Origin of the sequence: Streptomyces sp. V4I2 (assembly GCF_030817655.1) — a bacterium.
Lineage (GTDB): Bacteria > Actinomycetota > Actinomycetes > Streptomycetales > Streptomycetaceae > Streptomyces > Streptomyces plumbiresistens.
In genome coordinates this window covers 6,825,644-6,845,495 of record NZ_JAUSZM010000003.1, presented here as the reverse complement: position 1 = coordinate 6,845,495, position 19,852 = coordinate 6,825,644, and the positions used below count along the sequence as shown (strand labels likewise).

The following is a 19,852-nucleotide window of genomic DNA, read 5'->3' as shown; positions in this document are numbered from 1 at the left end:
GTTGATCGTGTCGTTGCCGCCGCCGGTCCGTACGAAGTCGGGGGCCCGGCCCGTGCGCGGCCTGGGCCCACCGCACGACCGCTACACGAACAGGCTCAGCACCGCCGCCACCACGAAGCCCACCACCGACAGCACCGTCTCCAGCACGGTCCAGGTCTTGAGCGTGTCCCGCTCGCTGATGCCGAAGTACTTCGCCACCATCCAGAAGCCGCCGTCGTTGACGTGCGAGGCGAAGATCGAGCCCGCCGAGATGGCCATGATGACCAGGGCGACGAAGGCCTGGGAGTGGTCGCCCTCGGCGAGGAGGGGGGCCACGATGCCGGCCGTCGTCACGATCGCCACGGTCGCCGAGCCCTGCGCGACCCGCAGGACCACCGAGATCAGGTACGACAGCGCGATCACCGGGAGGCCGACGTCGTTGAAGGTGTCGGAGAGGGCCTGGGCGACGCCGCTGGCCTTGAGGACGGCGCCGAAGACGCCGCCCGCGCCGACGACCAACAGGATGTTGCCGACGGGCTTCAACGAGGCCGTCGACACCGTCTCCAGGGACTTGCGGGACCAGCCGCGGCGGATGCCGAGAAGGTAGTACGCCAGCAGCAGGGCGATCGTGAGGGCCACGAACGGGTGGCCGAAGAACTCGATCACCGAGCGGCTGGTGGAGGGGTCCAGGGCGATCGACGAGAAGGTGGCGGCGAGGATCAGGATCAGCGGCGTACCGATGATGCCGAGGACCGTGCCGAGCGGTACGGGGGTCTCCCGGGGCTCCACGCCCGTCTCCCGCTGCTCGTTGACGACGGCGAGCCTGGCCTCCGCCGCCGCCTCCACCATGTCCTGCGGTACGGCGACGAAGATCCGCCGGCCGATCCACGCCGAGAACGCCCAGGCGGCCAGCACGGCCGGGATGCCGCAGACGATGCCCATGAGGATGACCCAGCCGAGGTCGACGTGCAGGAGACCGGCGGCGGCGACGGGGCCGGGGTGCGGGGGCAGGAACGCGTGGGTCATCGACAGGCCCGCGAGCAGCGGCAGGCAGTAGAGCAGGATCGACTTGCCGGAGCGTTTGGCGGCGGCGTACACGATCGGTGCCAGGACGAAGATGCCGACGTCGAAGAAGACCGGGATACCGAAGATCAGGCCGGTCAGGCCCATCGCGAGGGGGGCTCGCTTCTCGCCGAAGAGATTGAGCAGCCTCGACGCCAACACCTCCGCCCCGCCGCTGACTTCGAGGATCGCGCCGAGCATCGTGCCGAGGCCGATGATGATCGCGACATGGCCGAGGATGCCGCCCATGCCCGACTCGATGGTGGAGACGGCGTCCGACCGCTGGACCGTGCCGAAGAGTTCGGTGACGGACAGCCCGGCGAGCAGGCCGACGGCTATGGAGACGGCGAGGAGGGCGACGAAGGGCTGGAGGCGGGCCTTGATGATCAGGAACAGCAGGAGGGCGATGCCGATGGCGGCGACGGTCAGGAGACCTGCGGTGCCGTCGATCCAGAGGAGCAGGCCTCCGGTGTGGGGTGGGATCTCGGGGGTGGGGGTCGCCGCGAGTGGATAGGCCATTGGGGGTCCTCTGCGTAAGTGCATTCTGCTTTCGGGCAGGGGGGATCGCGGCACGGCGCCCCGAAGGGCGCCGTGCCGGGTAGGGCGTGCGGGAGTTGAGGGGGCGTCAGCCGGGCTCAGCCCAGGACGGCGAGGGCGTCGATCTCGACGAGGAGCCCGGCGGGAAGGCCGACGTAGACCGTCGTGCGGGCGGCCGGGGGCGCGGTGAGGGCCTGCTCCTCGAAGTACGTGTTGTAGATGGCGTTCATCTCGGCGAAGTGGTCCACGTCCGTGAGGTAGACGCGGATCATCATCACGTCGTCCCAGCTCGCGCCGCCCTCCTCCAGGATCGCCTTGACGTTGGCGAGGGTCTGGAGGGTCTGCTCGCGCAGGGTCGGCCCGGCGGGCGTGGGCGGCTTGCCCTCCTCGGCGGGGAGGAAGCCGACCTGGCCGGCGACCTGGAGGATGTTGCCCTTCTTCACGCCGTGGGAGAACTTCGCGGGCGGGGTGGTGTGGGTCTTCGGGGTGAGCGCGGTCTTCTCGGTCATGAGGAGGCTTCCTTGACGGGAGTTCTGCCGGAGTACTCGCCGCTGATCGCGTCCGCCGTACGGCGGACCAGCGGCAACAGGGTGAGGAGTTCGTCCGCCGTGACGACGACGTTCGGCGCGGACACCGACATCGCGGCGACGACCCGGCCGTCGGCCCCGCGGATCGGCGCGGCGACGCAGTTGATGGACTCCTCGTGGCCACCGAGGTCGGTGGCCCAGCCCTGTTCGCGCACCTTGTCCAGCTCCCGCAGGAACGCGGGGGCGTTGGGGGTCGAACGGGCCGTGTACATGGGGTAGTCGAGCTTGTCGGCGCGGGCGCGGCGCTCGGGTTCGGGCAGGTCGGCGAGGAGGAGCTTCGCGACCGCGGCGACGGTGATGGCGACGGGCTTGCCGATCCGGGAGTACATCCGCACCGGGTACCGGCTCTCCACCTTGTCGATGTAGAGGACCTCGTCCTCCTCGTGGACGGCGAGGTGGACGGTGTGTCCGCACTGCTCGTTGAGGCGTACGAGGTGGGGGTGGGCGATCTCGCGGATGTCGAGGTTCTCCATCGCCTCCTGGGCGAGGGCGATGAGGCGGGCGCCGAGGCGGTAGCGCTGGTCGGACTGGCGGTAGACCATGCCGTGCTCGTGCAGGGTGCGGAGGAGGCGCAGCGCGGTGGACTTGTGCACCCCGAGGCGGTCGGCGACCTGTCCCAGGTCGGCGGGGCCCTCGGCGAGCAGCGGCAGGATGTTCAGCGCGCGGTCGACGGTCTGGCTCATGGCGTACGTACCTCCTCCTCGGCCCGCTGTGCGGCCTGTGTCCAGCCGGGGCCGAGTCGAAGTCTCCCCCACGCGTCGTCGTCGAGGGCGGCGAGGCGGTCGGCGTGGGGGCGTGTGGGGGGTGTCGCCAGGTCGCCGGGGGCCGTGAGGGCGGCGGCGGCCCAGAGGTGACCGTGGCGGATCCTGTCCCGCACGGGGAGTTCGCGGAGGGTGGCGGAGAGGAAACCGGCGGCGAAGGCGTCACCGGCGCCGACGGGTGCGACGACGTCGACGTTGAGGGCGTGGACGAAGGTGAAGGTGTCGGAGGTGGAGGCGGGAGGCAGGGTCGGTTCCGTCGGCTGTGCGGTGCCCGGTGTTGCTGCCCGGGGCTGGGTCGCGCGGCCCGGCGCTGACGGGGTGCTGCCTGCGCCCACCTTCCCCCACTCTCGGCTTCGCTCGAGCGGGGGGACCCCCATCGCCGCAGCGGCACGACTGCCCGCAGCCTGACGGCATGGCTGAGCACCATGCGTGGACACGGGCGCCGGCGCGGAGACCCGCCCGGGCCCGGGTCGGCCAGGCGGCTGGACGGCTTGCGCACTCGTACCCGCATCCGCATCCGCCCCCGCACCCGCGTCCCCGTCACCACCGCCCCGCTCGAAGACCGTCGCCCCCCGCGCTCCCCCCTTCACCACCAGCACGGCCGGCTCCGGCAGGACCTCCCGGATCGCCGCAGGTCCGCCCGTCACCCCCCACGCCTCCTCCGCCTCGTCCTCCCCCACGAACGCGATGTCGGCCGCGCGCGCCAGCTCCAGCAGCACCCCCGGTCCGTCGGCGTCCCGCCACAACCCCGCCCGGTAGTTGACGTCGAAGGAGACGAGTGGGCGGCCCGGCCGCCGGGCGGTCAGCTCTCGCAGCAGGCTCAGGCAGCTGTCGGACAGCGCGCCTGTGATCCCGGAGAGATGGAGGATCCGGCCCGCCCGTACCGCCGCCAGGTCCATGTCGTCCAGCGACATCGCCGAGGCCGCCGACCCGGCCCGGTAGTACGCCACCTCGTGCGTGTCCGTCGCCCGGTCCTCGGCCGTGCGGAAGTACACGCCGGTCGGGCGCGCCGGGTCCCGGTGCACGGCGGACACGTCGACGCCGTACGAGCCGATCTCCTCGACCAGGTGATCACCGAACCCGTCCGCGCCGACCCGGCTGACCCACCGCACGGAGTGCCCCGCGGCGGCCAGCACGCAGGCCACGTTCGACTCCGCGCCCCCGATCCCCCGCTCGAAGGACGGAACATCGGCGAGGCGGCCCGGGCGGGAGGGCAGGAACGTGACCATGGACTCGCCGAGCGCGACGACGTCCACGACGTCGGGGGCATTGCAGGGTCCGCTGATGGTCACGATCGTCGTAGCTCCTGAACCTTGTGCGGGGGCGGCGGCTCCGTTGACCCCGCGTTGGCCGAGATGTTAGACAGCAGTAAGCGATATACGCAATGAGCGTTGCAGTTAGCGCAACGCACCTGATCAGGGAGGCTCCATGGCCAGCGAAGCGCTCGCCCGCCTGGCGGAGGAACGCGTCGACCACCGTTTCAAGGGCCTCCCCCCGGACGCCGACGGCCTCACCGTCGGCGAGCTGGCCGCCCAGCGCCGCAACCTGTTCACCGACGGATTCGCGACTCCCGTGCTCGCCCTTTCCGCCGAGCGCCTGGAGCACAACCTCCGGCTCATGGAGACGTATGCGGCCCGCCACGGCCTCGCCTTCGCCCCGCACGGCAAGACCTCCATGGCCCCCCAGCTCTTCCGGCGCCAGATCGAGCACGGGGCGTGGGGCATCACGCTCGCGGTGCCGCATCAGGTGCGGGTGGCCCGGGCCTTCGGCGTCCGGCGGGTCTTCCTCGCCAACGAGCTGGTCGACGCGGCCGCCCTGCGCTGGATCTCCGGGCAGCTCGATTCCGACGACGACTTCCGCTTCCTGTGCTACGTCGACTCCGTGCGCGGTGTCGAGCTGATGGACGCCGCCCTGCACGGGGCCCGCCGCCCCCTGGACGTCGTCGTCGAGCTCGCCGCCGGGGAGGGCGCCCGCACCGGCGTCCGTACGGAGGCGGAGTGCGCGGCGGTCGCGGATGCGGTGGCGGGAGCGGAGACACTGCGCCTCGTCGGCGTCGCCGGTTACGAGGGCGAGGTCCCGCAGGCGGACCCCGGGCGGGTGCACGCCTGGCTGCGGCGGCTGATCGCGCTCGCCGTGGACTTCGACAAGGCGGGGCGGTTCGCGCACACCGACGAGATCGTCGTCAGCGCCGGCGGCAGCGCCTGGTTCGACGCGGTCGCCGACGTCTTCGCGGAGATCCCCGAACTCTCTGCCCCGGTACTGAAGTTGCTGCGCTCGGGTGCCTACGTCTCGCACGACGACGGCCACTACCGCAAGATCACCCCCTTCAACCGCGTCCCCGAGGAGGGCGCCCTGGAGCCCGCCTTCCGGCTGTGGACGCAGGTGGTGTCCCGGCCCTCCGCCGAGCAGGCCTTCACCAACGCGGGCAAGCGGGACGCGGCGTACGACCTCGACCTGCCCTTCGCCCAGGTGGTCCGCCGGGACGGCGTCGAGCGTCCGGCCACCGGCATCGAGGTGACGGGCCTGTCCGACCAGCACGCCTGGCTGCGCACCGCCCCCGAGGCGGACCTGGAGGTCGGCGACTGGCTCGGCCTCGGCCTGTCCCACCCGTGCACGTCCTTCGACAAGTGGCCGCTGATCCCGGTCGCGGAGGCGGACGGCACGGTCGTCGACTACATCCGTACGTTCTTCTAGGAGGTCCGGCGTGGAAGAGCTCGTCATCCGGGACGCGGACGTCGTGGACGGCTCCGGCGGTCCCTCGTACCGCGCCGATGTGGTGATCGACCACGGCCGGATCGTGTCGATCGTCCAGGAGGCCGCGGCGGCCGGCTGTCAGCGGCCGAAGGCCCGCCGGGAGCTGGACGCCGAGGGGCTCGTCCTCTCCCCCGGCTTCATCGACATGCACGCCCACAGCGACCTCGCCCTCCTCCGCGACCCCGACCACAGCGCCAAGGCCGCGCAGGGCGTCACCCTCGAAGTCCTCGGCCAGGACGGGCTGTCGTACGCGCCCGTCGACGACCGCACGCTCACCGAGGTCCGCCGCGCGATCACCGGCTGGAACGGCCACGGCGACGACGTCGACTTCGACTGGCGGTCGGTCGGCGAGTACCTCGACCGGCTGGATCGCGGGATCGCCGTGAACGCGGCCTACCTCATTCCCCAGGGCACGGTCCGCGCCCTCGCCGTCGGCTGGGAGGACCGCGAGGCGACGCCCGAAGAGCTGGACCGGATGCGGCAGTTGGTCGCGGAGGGCATGGAGCAGGGCGCGGTCGGCATGTCGTCCGGGCTCACGTACACCCCCGGCATGTACGCCAAGGACGCCGAACTCACCGCACTGTGCCGGGTGGTGGCCTCGTACGGCGGCTACTACTGCCCGCACCACCGCTCGTACGGCGCCGGGGCGTTGCAGGCGTACGAGGAGATGGTGGCCCTCACGCGCGAGGCCGGCTGCCCGCTGCATCTCGCGCACGCCACCATGAACTTCGGCGTGAACAAGGGCCGCGCGCCCGAGTTGCTGGCCCTCCTGGACGACGCGCTGGCCGCCGGAGCCGACATCAGCCTCGACACGTATCCCTACACGCCCGGCAGTACGACGCTGGTGGCGCTGCTGCCGAGCTGGGCGAGCGAGGGCGGCCCGGAGGAGATCCTCAAGCGGCTGGCCGACGAGGAGAGCGCCGAGCGCATCCGGCACCATCTGGAGGTCGTCGGCGCGGACGGCTGCCACGGGGTGCCCGTCGAGTGGGACACGATCGAGATCTCCGGCGTGACGGATCCGGGGCTCGCGGACTTCGTCGGCCGTACGGTCCGGGAGTCCGCCGCTCTGCGCGGCGAGGCCCCCTGGGCCACCGCCCGCCGGCTCCTCCTCGACGACCGGCTCGGCACGACGATCCTCCAGCACGTCGGCCACGAGGAGAACGTCCGGACGATCATGCGACACCCCGTGCACACCGGCGGCTCGGACGGCATCCTCCAGGGCGCCAAGCCGCACCCGCGCGCGTACGGCACCTTCCCGCAGTATCTCGGCCGGTACGTACGGCAGTTGGGCGTGCTGTCCCTGGAGGAGTGCGTCGCCCATCTCACCGCACGCCCGGCGGCCCGGCTGCGACTGCCGGACCGCGGGCTGGTCCGCGAGGGGTACCGGGCGGACCTCGTGCTGTTCGACCCGGCCACGGTGGCGGCGGGCTCGACCTTCGAGAACCCGCGCGTGCTGCCCACGGGCATCCCGTACGTGCTGATCGACGGCCGTTTCGTGATCGAGGACGGCCGGCGGACGGACGTACTGGCGGGGCGGGCGGTGCGGAGGACGCCCTGACCCTGACGGCTCTACGGCTTCGGCAGGACGCAGCCGCTCGCACTCAGGCTGAGCTGGTTGCCGGTCGTGAAGCAGGCCGGGAACTGGTACGTCTCCTGGGCGTAGTTGATGCCCTGGCGGACGGTGACGTTGCCGCTCGCGTCGACCTCGCAGGGGTTGTTCACCGTGCAGCGCTCGCCGTCCTCGTTGCCGGTGTTGTTGACGGCGACGACCTTGCCGGTGGCCTGGTCGACGACCGGCGAGCCCGAGGTGCCGCCGATGGTGTCGCAGGCGGAGGTGTAGCGGACCGAGTCCTTCCAGGTCCAGTCGCCCTCCTTCATGGTGTGCACGAACCCGTCGATGCTGCAGCTGTAGAGCCGCTTCCAGTAGCCGGAGGCGACGGTGATCGCGGTGCCGGCCGTGGGGTGCGTGTCCTGCACGGTCAGCGCGCTGATGCCGTAGGAGTTCCGGATCGTCGCGTAGGTGCTGGTGAGCTGGTAGATCGTGGCGTCCGTGTCGGTCATCGTCGAGTAGGCGATCTTGCTGGCCCGCAGGGTCGCGACGCGGGTGCCGGCGGAGTTGAGCAGGCCGAAGGTGCGGGTCGACGCCCGGTTGACGATCACCTCGCCGGGCTCCGGGAAGCCGCTCTCCAGGCAGTGGCCGTTGGTGAGCACCAGCGCGGGGGCGGTGTCCAGGGAGTTCGGGAAGCGGACGACCGAGCCGGAGCAGTTGCTCAGCGCGACGGTTCCGGCGAGCGTGACGGCCTGGAGCGTGGGCGAGGCGGCCGTCCTGGTGTCCGCCTCGGCCGCGGATGCGGTGGCCGCGGGCGCGCCGGGCGCGGGTGCCGCTACCGCGGGTGCCGCGCCCGCCCCGGCGATCACCAGGGCGAAGAGTGCGGCGACGAGAGGTTTTCTCATGTGGGGGTCCCCTCTGCATGACGAGGGTGACCGGAGATCTTCCGGTCACCCGCAGTTTGTCATGCGCATTGTCATTGGAGGGGTACATGGGGGCAAGGAGGTGTTTTCGGCCTGGGGACGGGGCCGAAAACACCTCCCCGGCTCAGCCGCTACTTCGGCCCTTTCGTACTGCCCGGCCCCCGCCCCTTGCCGTCGGAGTTGCCCGGGGCCGAGCCGTCCGGGGAGGCAGTGGAGGTCGAGGGGTCCGTGGGAGTGGAGGTGGCGGCCGGGTCCGTGGACGACCCCGCCGAGGGCTCCCCGGACTCCCTCGCGTCCGGCGGGGCACCCTCCGACGCGCCCGCCGTACCGCCCGGCCCCTGGGTGTCCGGGGAACCGGAGGACGCCGGGCCGTCCGAGGAGGGCGAACCCGCCGGGCCGGTGGACTCGTCCGGCGCCGAGCGCGTGGCGTCCTCCTTGCCCTGCGTCCCGTCGGCAGAGGACCCCGAGACGGAGAACCCGGCGATCAGCGCCGCCACGGACACCGCACCCGCCGCCCCGGCGGCGACCACCGCGCGGCGCGACCGCCACCGGCTCGGCTTCCGCCGCGACCGCCGCGGCCCCGGGTCGGCCGGGCGGGTGGCGACCGGTTCGGCGCCGACCGCCGGCGCGCCGACCGCCACCGGCCCGACCTCCGCCAGCGGGGGCAGTTCGGCCGTCTGGTCGTAGGCGTTCTGCCAGCCGTGTGCGGCGGCCGGGTCGACGTACTCCTCGTACGGGGGTGTCGATTCGACCAGAGGGAGGTACACGTTCGGCGCCTCCCACGGCTCGCCGCCGTGGACGCCGGTCGCGCCGTCGGCGCCGTACGCCCCGCTCTCGTACTGAGGTGGCCTGGACATGGCCGCGCATTGTAGGGACGGGAGGGGCCCATGGGACAGCCGTCGGCGATATCAGCCCAAACCACCGCGTCTCACGTGGCGGAAAACACGGCCCACGAAGCGTTACCGGGCCGTAAGCTCCCAGACATGCAGGTGATCCAGTCGACCAAGCTCGCCAACGTCTGTTACGAGATCCGGGGCCCGGTTCTCGAGGAGGCGATGCGCCTGGAAGCGGCAGGGCACCGCATCCTCAAGCTGAACACCGGCAACCCGGCCGCGTTCGGTTTCGAGTGCCCGCCCGAGATCCTGGAGGACATCCTCCGCAACGTCTCGTCGGCGCACGGCTACGGCGACGCGAAGGGCCTGCTGGCCGCACGCCGGGCCGTCGTGATGCACAACCAGACCCTCGGCATCGAGACCGACGTCGAACACGTCTTCATCGGCAACGGCGTCTCCGAGCTGATCGTGATGGCGATGCAGGGGCTGCTGGACGACGGGGACGAGGTCCTCGTACCGGCCCCCGACTATCCGCTGTGGACCGCGGCCGTCTCCCTCTCCGGCGGCACCGCCGTGCACTACCGGTGCGACGAGCAGGCCGACTGGATGCCCGACCTCGCGGACGTGGAGCGGAAGGTCACCGACCGCACCAAGGCGATCGTCATCATCAACCCGAACAACCCGACGGGCGCGGTGTACGACGAGGCGATGCTGCGCGGGCTGACGGACATCGCCCGCCGGCACAACCTGCTGGTCTGCTCCGACGAGATCTACGACAAGATCCTGTACGACGAGGCCACGCACACCCCGACCGCCAAGGTCGCCCCCGACCTGCTCACCCTCACCTTCAACGGGATGTCGAAGGCGTACCGGGTCGCCGGTTACCGGGTCGGCTGGATGGCGATCTCCGGGCCGCGCGCGCACGCCGACTCCTACATCGAGGGTCTGACGATCCTGGCGAACATGCGCCTGTGCGCGAACATGCCGGGCCAGCACGGTGTCGTGGCCGCGCTCAGCGGGCGGCAGACCATCAACGACCTGGTGCTGCCGGGCGGGCGGCTGCGGGAGCAGCGGGACGTGGCGTACGAGCTGCTGACCCAGATCCCGGGGGTGAGCTGCGTGAAGCCGAAGGGGGCGCTGTATCTGTTCCCGCGCCTCGACCCCAAGGTCTTCAAGATCAAGGACGACCGGCAGATGGTCCTGGACCTGCTCCGACAGGAGAAGATCATGGTCGTCCAGGGCACCGGCTTCAACTGGCCCGAGCCGGACCACTTCCGGGTGGTGACCCTGCCGACGGCGGGAGACCTGCGGTCGGCGATCACCCGGATCGGGAACTTCCTGGACGGTTACGGCCAGCCGTGACCGAGTTTTGTGGGTCGCTCAACTTTAGACGAGATCTAAGCTAGGATGGTTTCCTGACAGCACAGGAGGCCATCCCATGTACGAGCCGATCCGCACCAAGTCGGTCCACAGCACGATGGCCGGCACCACCTCGGACTTCCCCCACCGTTCCCGTGAGGAAGAGCTGGACATCCAGCTCGCGGGCCATCTCGCCGCGCTGCTCACCGTCACGGACGAGCTGCGCGCGCCGGCACCGTCCGCCGATCTGGACACCGCCGCCGACCGGCTCGCCGAGCAGGTGACCCGGCTGCGGGGAGGCCGTGCGCCGGCCCGAGCGCCCCTCACGTCCGTCACCGGCCGGCCCAACCTCGCGTCCATGCACCGGCGGGCGCATACCCTCGCGGGGCGGGCGCTGGTGGTGGCCGCGTCGCGAGCCGACACCGCGGCGGCGATCCTGTCCGCCGAGCGGATGGACGCGCATGCGGCGGCGCTGGAGCCGCGGGAGCTCGCCGCGCACTGAGCCGTTCGGCTCCCTTGATCGGCCCCGGTCCGCGTGCACCCGTAGCGAGGCGCGGACCGGGTGCCACGGCACTGCGTTGGCTTGAGCGGCGGTCGTCGTTCTCGCCGGTTGTGAAGTGCCGGTCGGATGCGGTGCGTTTCGCCGCGGGGGATCTGTCGTTGGGCGGCCGCGGGTTGTCCGTGGCTTGTCGCGCAGTTCCCCGCGCCCCTATTGGGGACGCCGCAGTACCGGGACCGGTACGTCACCCCCGTTCATGCTTCCCGCCGGGGAATGTTCGGTTCCGCGAGCACTCTTCCCTTGTGAGACGAATCGCAGGAATCGTCCTCGCGGTCCTGCTGGTCGGCGGCGGAGTGGTGGCAGCCGTCTTGACTTGCACCTCGGGCTGAAGCACGAGGATTCTGGCCTTCTCGATCGTTGCTGTGCCGCTACGCGGCACGGGATTCGGTCGGGAATCCGTGGCTTCCTGTTTCTTCGCGCTGTGCCGGGATTGCTCCTGGTCTTACCGGCGCTCCGCAGGCCGATACCGCCAGTCCGGCGGCCGTCTTCACGTTGAGTGCGGCGTTGATGTCCCGGTCGTGGACGGTGCCGCAGGCGGTACAGGCCCACTCCCGGACGTTCAGGGGTTTGGGTCCGTCCTTGACGCCGCAGGTGGAGCAGGTCTGGGAGGTCGGCTCGAACCGACCAATCTTGACCAGGGTGCGGCCGTACCGTTCTGCTTTGTACTCCAGCATGCTGATGAACGATGACCATCCGGCGTCGTGCACGGACTTGGCCAGCTTCGTGCGGGCCAGTCCCGCCACCGACAGGTCCTCCACGGCGATCCCTTGGTTCTCGGAGATCAGCTTCGTGGAGAGCTGGTGGTGGAACTCGCGGCGTGCGTCGGCGACCTTGGCGTGGGCGCGGGCGACCTTCAGGCGGGCCTTGGCGCGGTTCTTGCTTCCCTTCTGCTTACGGGACAGCTCCTGCTGGGCCTTCTTCAGCTTCTTCTCCGCGCGCCGCAGGAAGCGCGGGGAGTCGATTTTCGTGCCGTCGGACAGGACCGCGAAGTGGGTCAGACCGAGATCGATACCGATGGTGCGGTCGGTTTCGGGCATCCGCTCCGCGTCGGCGGCGGGGTCGGTGTCGATGACGAAGGAGGCGAAGTACCGCCCGGCCGTGTCCTTGATGACGGTGACGGAGGTGGGGGGCGTGGGCAGCGTGCGGGACCACTTCACCTTCACCGCGCCGATCTTCGGTAGGTTCAGTCGGCCGCTGTCGGTGATGTTCCAGCGGGCGTTGGCGGTGAACCTGATCGACTGCCGCTTGTCCTTGCGGGACTTGAAGCGGGGCGGGCCGATCTTCGGCCCCTTGCGGGTGCCCTTGAGGGAGGCGAAGAAGTTGCGGTACGCGCTCTCGGCATCGCGCAGGGACTGCTGGAGCACCACCGCGGAGACCTCACTCAGCCAGGACCGCTCCGCTGTCCGCTTGGCCTCGGTGATCAATCGCGTGGACAGCTCGGCGGCCTTAGGGAACGGCTGCTCGGCCTTGCGGGCGTCTTCACGGGCGCGGACCGCGTCGTTGAACACGACGCGGGCACACCCGAACGCCTTCGCCAATGCGGTCTGTTGGCCGGTGTCCGGGTACAACCTGAAGGCGTACCGAAGCTGCATGACGATCACACTAGACATGTCGCAACCACACCGTCACGACGGAACATTCGTACGAACCCTCACTGCTCCCGCAGCCACACAGTCCGGCTCCGCCGGAAGGACACCGGACGCTCCGCGTCGCGAATGAATCCCGGTAGCGGCGGCGGGAACCCAAGGACGTAAATGACAAGAGCACGGCAACGAAGCCCGTGCGCGCAGTGATCGGAGCGGAGAAGGCGGAGTTCTTCGCCGATCGCGACGTGGTGAAGGCCCTCGCCGACAAGGGCTACACCGTGAAGGCCGAGACCTCCGGTTCCTGGGCCATGGAGGGACAGGACCTCACGGGGTTCGACCTCGCTTTCCCGTCCAGCCAGGCGCCCGCCGACGAGCTCGCCGCGAAGTACAAAGCCAGACAGTCTCTGCCTGTGCCCTTCCACTCGCCGCTCGTCGTCGTGGCCCACCGGGATGCCGCCGAGGTGCTCGCGGACAACGGACTCGCCGTCTTCGACAAGAACCGCGGCACCCTGAAGATGGCCGCCTAACGCCGAACTGACCGGCGGCCGCCTCTTCGACGCCCAGCAGGGCTCGCTGGACGGCGCCTTCGAGGAGATCCGTGGCTACCAATAAGCTGCTCGGCTATCTCGAGTCCCGCAAGAACATCGCCGGGAGCGCGGGCGGGCTGGCCGGCCTGGCGCTGACCTTCGTGGGGGTCGCGGGCCCGTACTGGCCCGTGGTCGTGGGCGGTCTGTACGGGGCGGGGGCCCTGATCGCCCCGCCGGAACGGCCGGCGCTGCCCGACTTCCCGGACCCGTCCGCCCAGCTCGACGAGATCCGGAACGACTTCGAACGGCTCAAGGACTATCTCGCGGACGTCGAGCTGCCGCCCGCCGCCGCGGGCCGGCTCACCGAACTGACCGAGCTGCTGGCCGCGTTGCTGGATCCCGGCTGGGTCACGGAGGTGCTCGTCCAGGACCCGGAGGGCGTGCACACGCTGTCGCGGGCCGTACGGCAGGACGTGCCCGAGGCCGTCGACACGTTCGTGCGGACCCGGTGGTGGACGCGGCTCGCGCCGGGTCAGGAGTCGCCGGAACGGCACCTGGAGCGGCAGTTGACCCTGCTGCACGAGGAGGCCGAGCGGCTGGCCGCGGGCCTGCGGGAGACGGAGGCGCGGCGGCAGGAGTCGCACACGCGGTACCTGGAGGACCGCTCCAAGTGAACACAGAGTGAGCACAGGCGAAGGCCTGTCGCCGCGCTCCTCCCGTCGGGGCTGACGGGACCGCACGACGACAGGCCCAGGACCCCGCACGCCGTTGTACGAAGTCTCGCCGGTCTGAGGTACTGCCACCGCGGCCGGCCGTGACGATGGTGCTGGTCAGGGCAGATCGGAGCCGGCCGCGGCGTCTTTGGGGGGCCGGTTCAGCCCAGGCGCTGCACCAGGGCGCGGTACTCGTCCCACAGCTCCTTGGGCGTGTGCTCACCAAAGGTGTTGAGGTGCTCGGGGACCAGAGAGGCCTCCTCGCGCCAGACCTCCTTGTCGACCGTGAGCAGGAAGTCCAGGTCGGACTCGGAGAGGTCGAGGCCGCCGGTGTCGAGAGCGCCCTTGGCCGGCAGGATGCCGATCGGGGTCTCGACGCCCTCGCCCTTGCCCTCCAGGCGCTCCACGATCCACTTCAGGACGCGGGAGTTCTCGCCGAAGCCGGGCCAGACGAACTTGCCCTCGTCGTTCTTGCGGAACCAGTTGACGTAGTAGATCTTCGGGAGCTTCGCCGGGTCCTTGCCCTTGGCGACGTCGACCCAGTGGCCCATGTAGTCGCCCATGTTGTAGCCGCAGAACGGCAGCATGGCGAACGGGTCGCGGCGCAGCTCGCCGACCTTGCCCTCGGCGGCTGCGGTCTTCTCGGAGGCCACGTTGGCGCCGAGGAAGACGCCGTGGTTCCAGTCGAAGGACTCCGTCACCAGCGGTACGGCGGTGGCGCGGCGCCCGCCGAAGAGGATCGCCGAGATCGGCACGCCCTTGGGGTCCTCCCACTCGGGCGCGATGATCGGGCACTGCGAGGCGGGGGTGGTGAAGCGGGCGTTGGGGTGGGCGGCCGGGGTCTCGGACTCCGGCGTCCAGTCGTTGCCCTTCCAGTCGGTGAGGTGGGCCGGAGTCTCCTCCGTCATGCCCTCCCACCAGATGTCGTTGTCGTCGGTCAACGCCACGTTGGTGAAGACGGAGTTGCCCCACAGCGTCTTCATCGCGTTGGCGTTGGTGTGCTCGCCGGTGCCGGGCGCGACGCCGAAGAAGCCGGCCTCGGGGTTGATCGCGTACAGGCGGCCGTCCTCGCCGAACCGCATCCACGCGATGTCGTCACCGATGGTCTCGACCGTCCAGCCGCGGGTGGTCGGCTCCAGCATGGCGAGGTTGGTCTTGCCGCAGGCGCTCGGGAAAGCTGCGGCGACGTACTTCGACTCGCCCTGCGGCGGGGTCAGCTTGAGGATCAGCATGTGCTCGGCGAGCCAGCCCTCGTCGCGGGCCATGACGGAGGCGATGCGCAGGGCGTAGCACTTCTTGCCGAGCAGGGCGTTGCCGCCGTAGCCGGAGCCGTAGGACCAGATCTCGCGGGTCTCCGGGAAGTGCGAGATGTACTTGGTGCTGTTGCACGGCCACGGGACGTCCTCCTGGCCCTCCTCCAGCGGCGCCCCGAGCGTGTGCACAGCACGCACGAAGAAGCCGTCGGAGCCGAGCTCGTCCAGGACCGGCTGACCCATGCGGGTCATGGTGCGCATGGACACCGCGACGTAGGCGGAGTCGGTGATCTCGACGCCGATCGCGGAGAGGTCCGAGCCGAGCGGGCCCATGCAGAACGGGACGACGTACATCGTCCGGCCGCGCATCGAGCCGCGGAAGACGCCCTTCTCGCCCTGGAATATCTCCCGCATCTCCGCGGGAGCCTTCCAGTGGTTGGTCGGGCCCGCGTCCTCTTCCTTCTCGGAACAGATGAAGGTCCGGTCCTCGACGCGGGCGACGTCGGTCGGGTCGGAGGCGGCGTAGTACGAGTTGGGCCGCTTGATCGGGTCGAGTTTCTTGAAGGTGCCCTTCGCCACGAGCTCCTCGCACAGGCGCTCGTACTCGGCCTCGGATCCGTCACACCAGACCACGCTGTCCGGCTGCGTCAGTTCTGCGATCTCGTTCACCCACGAGACGAGTTCCTTGTGGGTGGTGGGGATGACGGGGGGAGCCGCGATGTCGCGCGCCACGATTGCTCCTAAGTGAGGGATTTTGTCCTTTGTTGCCCCGTGGGGGCCGCGACCCGGATGCTTCGCGTCGATTCCCTCTGGCGCTCATCCGGTGTCGACCGCACTCATTTGATCATCCGACGAGTTCGCCCATCTGTCCAGAGGGCCGTACAGATGAGCGGAGTGAGGATTACCACGTGTAAAATCGCCACTTTGCGTCTACTTGGGATTCAGCTGAACCACCTTTGAAGCGACAGGAACGGGACTCCCGTCAAACCCCCGTGAGATGATGGCCACTCTTCATCGGTCAACGGGTCGCACCGACCCGCAACTTACGGTTCCGTAGGTACGATGCCCCGCATGAATGCGTCCGTCCCCGACGCGACCACGGACACCTCGGCCGCAGGCCGCGGTCCGGTCGCGACCTCCCTGCCGCATCCGGTCAAACCCAGGCTCCGCGGCTGGCTGCACCTGGGTATGTTTCCGGCCGTACTCATCGCGGGCCTGGTGCTCACCGCCCTCGCCGACTCCCCCAGAGGCCGCCTAGCCTGCGGGATCTTCGCCCTGACGGCCTGCCTGCTCTTCGGCGTCAGCGCGCTGTACCACCGGGGCAACTGGAGCCCTCGCATGGACGGGATCCTGCGACGGCTGGATCACGCCAACATCTTCCTGATCATCGCCGGCACCTACACCCCGCTGACGATGCTGCTCCTGCCGGGCGCCAAGGGTCAGTGGCTGCTGTGGGGCATCTGGGCGGCGGCCGCGGCGGGCATCATCTTCCGCGTCTTCTGGGTCGGCGCCCCGCGCTGGCTGTACACGCCCTGCTACATCGCGATGGGCTGGGCGGCCGTCTTCTTCCTGCCCGACTTCATGCGCTCGGGCGGCATCACCGTCCTCGTGCTGGTCATCGTGGGCGGCCTGCTCTACAGCGCGGGTGGAGTGATCTACGGCATCAAGCGCCCGAACCCGTCACCGCGCTGGTTCGGCTTCCACGAGGTGTTCCACTCCCTCACGCTGGCGGCGTTCATCGCGCACTACGTCGGGATCTCGCTGGTGGCGTACCAGCACGCGTAGCACCCGTCTCGCCTCAGGGCCACGGCTTTCGAGCCGTGGCCCTTTTTGCATGCCCGAAAGCCTCCGGCCGCTCCAAAGAGTGACAGTAACTAGATATTGAGAGCTACTCTCATTTCATGGCTACTGTCACTCCCTCCTCCGAGGCGCAGCCCGATCCCCGCCGCTGGTGGGCGCTCGCCGCCCTCGTCGCCGGCATGCTGACCCTCGGCTTCGACATGACGATCCTGAACGTGGCGCTGCCGACGATGGCCGGCGACCTCGGCGCAACCACCGGCGAACAACAGTGGATGGCGGACGCCTACGTCGTCGTCTTCGCGGCGCTGATGCTCCCGGCGGGCCTGCTGGGCGACCGGTTCGGGCGGCGGCTGATGCTGATCGCCGGGCTGGGCGTCTTCCTGGCCGGTTCCGTGGTCGGAGCCCTCGCCGGGGACGTGACCGCGGTGATCGTCGCCCGCGCGGTGATGGGCGTCGGCGGCGCGCTGGTCACCCCGCTCGCCCTCTCCGTCCTGCCCTCGCTCTTCGGGCCCGAGGAGCGCACCAAGGCCGTCGGCATCATCTCCGCCGCCTCCGCGCTCGGCCTGCCGCTCGGCCCGATCATCGGCGGCTGGCTCCTCGACCACTTCTGGTGGGGCTCGGTCTTCCTGGTCAACGTCCCGATGGCCGCGATCGGCATCGCCGCCTGCGTCTTCCTGCTGCCCGAGACCCGCGACCCCTCCTCCCCCAAGGTCGACACCCTCTCCACGGCGCTCACCGCGAGCGGGCTGGGCGCGCTCATCTACGCGATCATCGAGGCGCCCACCCGCGGCTGGGGCGACCCGCTGGTGCTGGGGATGTTCGCCGCGGCTGTCGTGCTGCTCGCCGGGCTGGTGCTCCGGGAGCGGCGGACGGTGCGGCCCATGCTGGACATGACGCTGCTCGCCCAGCGCGGCTTCCTGTTCAACACGCTCGCCGCGACCCTGGTGATGTTCGTCCTGTCGGGCCTGCTGTTCGTCCTGCCGCCCTATCTCCAGGCCGTCCTCGGGCATGACGCCTTCGGCACCGGTCTGCGGCTGCTGCCGATGATGGGCGGGCTGATGGTCGCCGCCAGAACCGCACAGCCGGTGGTCGAGCGGTTCGGCGCGCGGGCCGCCGTCAGCGCGGGACTGGTGGTGCTGGCCTTCGCCGCGCTCCTCGGCAGCCGTACGACCGTCGACTCCGGCTACGGCTTCGCCGCGCTGTGGCTCTCGGTCGCCGGCGTCGGCTTCGGCTTCTCGGTCGTCCCGGCGATGAACGGCGCCCTGGGCGCGCTCCCCCGCGACCGGGCAGGCAGCGGCTCCGGTCTGATCATGACGCTCCGCCAGGTCGGTGCCGCGATCGGCATCGCCCTGCTCGGCAGCCTGCTCGCCGAGACCTATCGCGACCGGCTCGACGTCACCGGGCTGTCCGCGCGGGCCGCCGACACCGCCGGGGACTCCGTGGTCGCCGCGCACCTGGTCGCCCGGCAGAGCGGCGCTGCCGATCTGGCGGCCTCCGCGAACAGCGCGTACGTCCACGGCATGGGCGTCGTGCTCCTGGTGTGCGGGGTCGCGGCCCTCGTCTCCGCGCTGCTGGCGGCGGCGTTCCTGCCGAACACCCCCGTGACCAAGAGCTCCGAGACCCCGGACTTGGCCGCCGCCGAGGCCGATGCCCGACAATGACCCCCATGACGCCCGCACGCACCTCTCCCCCCACCGACCTCCCCCAGCTGGGACTTCGTGAGCGGAAGAAGATCAAGACCCGGACGGCGATCCGCGACGCGACGTACGCGCTGATCGAGGAGCAGGGCTACGACGCCACGACGATCGAGCAGATCGCCGAGCGCGCCGAGGTGTCGCCGTCCACGGTCTTCCGCTACTTCCCGACCAAGGAGGACATCGTCCTCACGGACGAGTACGACGCGATGCTCCTGGACGAGCTGCGGTCCCGGCCGGCGGACGAGCCGTGGCCGGACTCCCTGCGGTACGTCACGCGCAGGGCCATCGGTCTCGCAAGGGCGGAGGAACCCGAGGTCACCCGGCTGCGCGCACACCTGATGGTCCAGGTGCCCGCGGTGCGTGCCCGGATGATGGAGAGCATGTCGGTCACCGGCAGGCTGCTCGCCTCGGCCGTCGCGGCCCGCACCGGCCGCCCTCAGGACAGCCTGGAGGTGCGGGTCTACGCGATGTCCCTGATCGGCGGACTCGCGGAGATCTCCCTGTACTGGGCCGAGAACGACTTCCGGGACGACTTGACCGAGCTGCTCGACCGGGCCCTGGACGTCATCGAACACGGCCTCTCCCCGGACGTCTCCTGAGGCCGGCGCCCGCGGCCGTGACATCCTGATCCGGTGACCGCAGCACCGGAGATCCACGTCGAATTCGCCCCCGAACTCGCCCTGTTCGTCCCCCACGGACGACGGTCCGGCACCACCCCGGTCGCCACCGACGGTGTCTCCACCCTCGGCCATGTCGTGGAGTCCCTCGGCGTCCCGCTGACCGAGGTCGGCGCCCTGGTCGTGGACGGCCGCGAGGTCGCCGTGTCGCACCTCCCGGCGGCGGGCCAGTCGGTGCGGGTACGCCCGGTGGAGCGCCCCCAGCGGGTCCCCGGCGCTCCCCTGCGCTTCCTCCTCGACGTCCACCTCGGCACCCTGGCCCGCCGGCTGCGCCTGCTCGGCGTGGACACGGCGTACGAGTCGACCGACATCGGCGACCCTGCCCTCGCCACCCGCTCGGCCGCCGAGCGGCGCGTCATGCTCAGCCGCGACCGCGGCCTCCTGCGCCGCCGGGAACTGTGGGCGGGCGCGTTCATCTACAGCACCCGCCCCGAGGACCAGCTCCGGGACGTCCTGGACCGGTTCCGCCCCGAGCTGGACCCGTGGACCCGGTGCATCGCCTGCAACGGCCTGCTGCGGGAGGCCACCAAGGAAGAGGTGGCCGACCAGTTGCAGGGCGGGACACAGCGGTCGTACGACGTCTTCGCGCAGTGCCGGGAGTGCGGCCGGGCGTACTGGAAGGGCGCGCACCACGAGCAGCTGGAAGCCATCGTGGAGCGCGCCCTCGAAGAGTTCGCCGACCGGAACTGACCGGGG

The 19,852-nt window shown here is 70.6% G+C and carries 17 protein-coding genes and 1 pseudogene; 10 read left to right on the top strand and 8 right to left on the bottom strand.

Going from position 1 to position 19,852, the window contains the following annotated elements; genetic code table 11:
* Window positions 1–81: 81 nt before the first annotated feature.
* From QFZ76_RS32465 to QFZ76_RS32450, 4 genes are all read right to left on the bottom strand, one after another.
* A complete protein-coding gene (locus QFZ76_RS32465; protein ID WP_307677025.1) occupies window positions 82–1,560 on the bottom strand; it encodes a GntP family permease in 1,479 nt (492 codons plus the stop codon).
* A 116-nt stretch (window positions 1,561–1,676) separates the two neighbouring features.
* Window positions 1,677–2,087: a RidA family protein gene (locus tag QFZ76_RS32460; RefSeq protein ID WP_307677024.1), complete on the bottom strand. Its 411-nt coding sequence runs from the start codon at window positions 2,085–2,087 to the stop codon at window positions 1,677–1,679.
* A complete protein-coding gene (locus tag QFZ76_RS32455; RefSeq protein WP_307677023.1) occupies window positions 2,084–2,848 on the bottom strand; it encodes an IclR family transcriptional regulator in 765 nt (254 codons plus the stop codon). Before QFZ76_RS32455 ends, QFZ76_RS32460 begins: the two co-directional genes overlap by 4 nt.
* Entirely contained in the window at window positions 2,845–4,212 is a 1,368-nt protein-coding gene (locus QFZ76_RS32450; protein ID WP_373464549.1) for a sugar kinase, read from the bottom strand. The genes QFZ76_RS32455 and QFZ76_RS32450 overlap by 4 nt, the downstream gene beginning before the upstream one ends.
* A gap of 142 nt (window positions 4,213–4,354) precedes the next feature.
* Between QFZ76_RS32450 and QFZ76_RS32445 the strand changes: the two genes are divergently transcribed.
* Both QFZ76_RS32445 and QFZ76_RS32440 read left to right on the top strand, forming a co-directional pair.
* On the top strand, window positions 4,355–5,620 hold the full coding sequence (locus tag QFZ76_RS32445) for an amino acid deaminase (protein WP_307677022.1): 1,266 nt from the start codon (window positions 4,355–4,357) through the stop codon (window positions 5,618–5,620).
* 10 nt (window positions 5,621–5,630) lie between these two features.
* Window positions 5,631–7,238 (top strand): amidohydrolase family protein, encoded by a 1,608-nt coding sequence (locus QFZ76_RS32440; RefSeq protein WP_307677021.1) that lies wholly within the window; start codon window positions 5,631–5,633, stop codon window positions 7,236–7,238.
* 11 nt (window positions 7,239–7,249) lie between these two features.
* Here the strand turns inward: QFZ76_RS32440 and QFZ76_RS32435 are convergent, their stop codons facing one another.
* Together QFZ76_RS32435 and QFZ76_RS32430 are read right to left on the bottom strand one after the other, a co-directional pair.
* Window positions 7,250–8,134, bottom strand: a complete 885-nt coding sequence (locus QFZ76_RS32435; RefSeq protein WP_307677020.1) for a serine protease — start codon at window positions 8,132–8,134, stop codon at window positions 7,250–7,252.
* Between the two features lie 149 nt (window positions 8,135–8,283).
* Window positions 8,284–9,009, bottom strand: a complete 726-nt coding sequence (locus tag QFZ76_RS32430; RefSeq protein WP_307677019.1) for a hypothetical protein — start codon at window positions 9,007–9,009, stop codon at window positions 8,284–8,286.
* 126 nt (window positions 9,010–9,135) lie between these two features.
* On the opposite strand from QFZ76_RS32430, the gene QFZ76_RS32425 reads away from it, so the two are divergent.
* Together QFZ76_RS32425 and QFZ76_RS32420 are read left to right on the top strand one after the other, a co-directional pair.
* Window positions 9,136–10,347 carry a pyridoxal phosphate-dependent aminotransferase gene (locus tag QFZ76_RS32425; protein WP_307677018.1) on the top strand — a complete coding sequence of 404 codons (1,212 nt, stop codon included), beginning with the start codon at window positions 9,136–9,138 and terminating at the stop codon, window positions 10,345–10,347.
* Window positions 10,348–10,423: 76 nt separating this feature from the next.
* Window positions 10,424–10,846, top strand: a complete 423-nt coding sequence (locus tag QFZ76_RS32420) for a hypothetical protein (protein WP_307677017.1) — start codon at window positions 10,424–10,426, stop codon at window positions 10,844–10,846.
* A 425-nt stretch (window positions 10,847–11,271) separates the two neighbouring features.
* Here QFZ76_RS32420 and QFZ76_RS32415 read toward each other — a convergent pair whose 3' ends face one another.
* A complete protein-coding gene (locus tag QFZ76_RS32415; protein ID WP_307680195.1) occupies window positions 11,272–12,495 on the bottom strand; it encodes an RNA-guided endonuclease TnpB family protein in 1,224 nt (407 codons plus the stop codon).
* A 164-nt stretch (window positions 12,496–12,659) separates the two neighbouring features.
* Between QFZ76_RS32415 and QFZ76_RS32410 the strand changes: the two are divergent.
* Together QFZ76_RS32410 and QFZ76_RS32405 are read left to right on the top strand one after the other, a co-directional pair.
* A pseudogene (locus tag QFZ76_RS32410) lies at window positions 12,660–13,013 on the top strand (hypothetical protein); the annotation flags it as partial.
* Between the two features lie 74 nt (window positions 13,014–13,087).
* A complete protein-coding gene (locus QFZ76_RS32405; protein WP_307677016.1) occupies window positions 13,088–13,690 on the top strand; it encodes a hypothetical protein in 603 nt (200 codons plus the stop codon).
* A 200-nt stretch (window positions 13,691–13,890) separates the two neighbouring features.
* On the opposite strand, the gene QFZ76_RS32400 is transcribed toward QFZ76_RS32405, so the two are convergent.
* Window positions 13,891–15,714, bottom strand: a complete 1,824-nt coding sequence (locus tag QFZ76_RS32400) for a phosphoenolpyruvate carboxykinase (GTP) (protein WP_307677015.1) — start codon at window positions 15,712–15,714, stop codon at window positions 13,891–13,893.
* Window positions 15,715–16,053: 339 nt separating this feature from the next.
* Between QFZ76_RS32400 and QFZ76_RS32395 the strand changes: the two genes are divergently transcribed.
* From QFZ76_RS32395 to QFZ76_RS32380, 4 genes are all read left to right on the top strand, one after another.
* Window positions 16,054–16,767: a hemolysin III family protein gene (locus QFZ76_RS32395; protein WP_307677014.1), complete on the top strand. Its 714-nt coding sequence runs from the start codon at window positions 16,054–16,056 to the stop codon at window positions 16,765–16,767.
* A 116-nt stretch (window positions 16,768–16,883) separates the two neighbouring features.
* Complete coding sequence (locus QFZ76_RS32390; protein ID WP_307677013.1) at window positions 16,884–18,443, top strand: DHA2 family efflux MFS transporter permease subunit; 1,560 nt, start codon at window positions 16,884–16,886, stop codon at window positions 18,441–18,443.
* 5 nt (window positions 18,444–18,448) lie between these two features.
* On the top strand, window positions 18,449–19,078 hold the full coding sequence (locus tag QFZ76_RS32385; RefSeq protein ID WP_307677012.1) for a TetR/AcrR family transcriptional regulator: 630 nt from the start codon (window positions 18,449–18,451) through the stop codon (window positions 19,076–19,078).
* 33 nt (window positions 19,079–19,111) lie between these two features.
* On the top strand, window positions 19,112–19,846 hold the full coding sequence (locus QFZ76_RS32380) for a Mut7-C RNAse domain-containing protein (protein WP_307677011.1): 735 nt from the start codon (window positions 19,112–19,114) through the stop codon (window positions 19,844–19,846).
* Window positions 19,847–19,852 lie beyond the last annotated feature (6 nt).